The 2,492-nt window shown below is 60.8% G+C and carries 1 protein-coding gene; it reads right to left on the reverse strand.

Annotation, left to right across the window (positions count from 1 at the left end; translation table 11 throughout):
* The coding region (locus tag F758_RS46235; RefSeq protein ID WP_035725371.1) for a hypothetical protein at positions 1-187 on the reverse strand (187 nt) is incomplete at its 3' end.
* Positions 188-2,492 lie beyond the last annotated feature (2,305 nt).

Raw genomic sequence — 2,492 nt, forward strand, 5'->3', positions numbered from 1 at the left:
TGGTTGGGCTCTTGCGCTTCGGCGGATGCTTTGCCGTCACCTTCCGCTTGGCCAGCGCCTTCGGAGGCCGGCGGTCCACCAGATCGGGCATGTACCGCTCGACAACCTCGCGCATCTCACTGGCGATCACGTCAATCGTGCCGAATGATGCGATCTGCTCGCGCAGCTCGCGGCCAGCAGAATACAAAGGCCGGGTTCGATCGCGCAATTGCCGATTACGGTCTGTGGCTGCACGAGAGCGGGACCTACGTGAAGCCACTCAGTCGGGCGCGGCGCTGGTTGCTCAATTTGGATTGTGGTCGGCCGGATCGCTCGACTCGTCGGGACGGTGTTCGTCGTCCAGTGCATCGAGGATTGTCCGAAACTCGCCGGGGCCACCACGGGCTGCCTGATCAGTCCGCGGTGCGCGCGGCCAGAATGCCAGCCCGGCGCAAACCAGCGCGACGCCAATTGCGATTAGCGAAATGCCCACAGCAGTCATGAGCGTGAACGTCTGAAAAGCGCATTATACGCCGGCTCCATAAGCGCCTGTTGTTCCTTACGAGACCAGCGTCATGGCGTTCCTACCTTCGGGGCACGGGTCGCGAAAAGCTGGGCGACTGCCTCAATCATCATCAGCCAGCACGAGGAAGTCTGCGACCGTCGCGTTGGCGGAGCGCATCGCGGCGCATAAGCTTTCGATTTAAGAAACTGTCACGTTGCCTTGCTACGCGCTGCCAGTGTGGCACACGTCAAAACCCCCTCATTCCGGTTCCATGGTGAGGGCAATCCTTGTCCGCCTCAGGCGGTCTCATCACTCGGCCCTCGATTGCTATGGAGAAGTCCCCTGCGGGAATGCGCAGCGCGCTGCATCAAGCCCAGCTTTACGGATACCTCGTCGCTCGATATGGCGGGCTGTACCGCCCCGGCGGCAATCACCCAGTTTGTGGTCCAAAGACTGCCCAGGAGATGGTGAGATTGGGCTGGCTGATCTTCCAGGGCGGCAGACACAGCATCACTCCCGCCGGACAGCGGGCCGCGGACCCTGCCAATTAGGGTCTTAAAGGCCGGAGTGCGGCCAACCTCGCGCGCCTGTTAGCGCGGCGCCCCGAACGGCACCTTTGTCGCGCCGTTCGAGGGGCGGCGAGATCGACCCCGAGCTATTCCGCGCCACTATGAGGCTCGAAGGTCTAGTCTCAAAGCGCCGCGACCGGCTCTATCAGGGTGGCTGGTCGAAGCGCTGGATCAAAGTCCCGCAACCACCCCGCGATTGAGCGAGTGATCGTCGTTCGGATGATCACCGAAAATAATAATGGCGGCGGCTTCGCACCAAAGGATAAGCGACAAACGGGTTCGGATACATGTTACGCGAGTCGCACAACGTACAGGTGTTTCCAGCCCAACGCTTGGTAGCGTCGAAGCCGCACAGCGGGAGCGCCATTTGCGCGGCAATTGCCGGGGGCACAGGTCGTTGTCCGCCCGGGCAGTCATACTGAGCAAAGGCGGAATTGGGTCCAGACAGTACCAGGAGCGCTGCGAGGGCCAACGGAACGTATGTCATATCGATGCTCCAATTTCGTCGCGAGCTTGCCAGAACCGGCGTCATTTCAAAATTCACCAAAAAATAAGTCGCCCACCCGCCAGCTGCTAACCGGACCGGAGCGAGCCATGGGTCCAATGGTCGTAACCGGCCGGGTCGAAAGGCGTCAGATCGATGCAGCGCGGGACGCCGTTGGCCCGATTGCCAATGGCTGGCTGTGGCTGCACGAGAGCGGGACCCTGCGTGAAGTTCACCGAGGCGGGCGCGGCGTTGCTTGGTTAGTTTGATCGTGGCCGGCTGCCGGATCGGTCGGCTCATCGCGGCGGTCTTCCCGCGGCGCTCTGAAGGCGTCTTCATCGACCCGTTTGAGCGGGGCGAGATTGGCCAGACCTGTTTCGGGCAGCCGCGATCGACCCTATCAAGCTGGGCGCTCGAAGCACTGGCTGAAGGTGAAGAACCGCAAGCATCGCGCGATGGAGCGGGTGATGGACTCATTCCGTAAAACAGCGTGGGGCGGCATAGAGCTAAGCTCCGCCGTGCCAGCGCATCCAGCGGAGTGCCGGCGCACCAGTCAAGCGCCAGAAATCCACCCACTTTACCGGATTGCGCAGCGGCCAACTCCGTTCCTTCTACGACAACTACATCGATCGCGCGGTGGCTAAGGAAATGCGCGGCGCGCCGATAACTCCGCCTCCGCAGATCGCAACGCGCATGATGTCTCCTGAGGACTTCAGAACGAATGCAGAAAGCTCGTGTTGCGTCCGTGTTGCGCGGACCAGTCGGTACGAGATGGGAATGCCTGAAATTAAAGGGTTTTTAGAAGTACAGAGCGCAACACGCTCTGCTCAGACGAAAATCGCGTAACTGCTTGAAATTATTGGCGATCCCAGCAGGACTCGAACCTGCAACCCGCGGAGTAGAAATCCGCTACTCGAATCTTGTTCAAGATTCCGCGACCGATGGTCCCAACGAC

The organism is Bradyrhizobium sp. ARR65, assembly GCF_000472385.1.
Classification (GTDB): Bacteria; Pseudomonadota; Alphaproteobacteria; order Rhizobiales; family Xanthobacteraceae; genus Bradyrhizobium.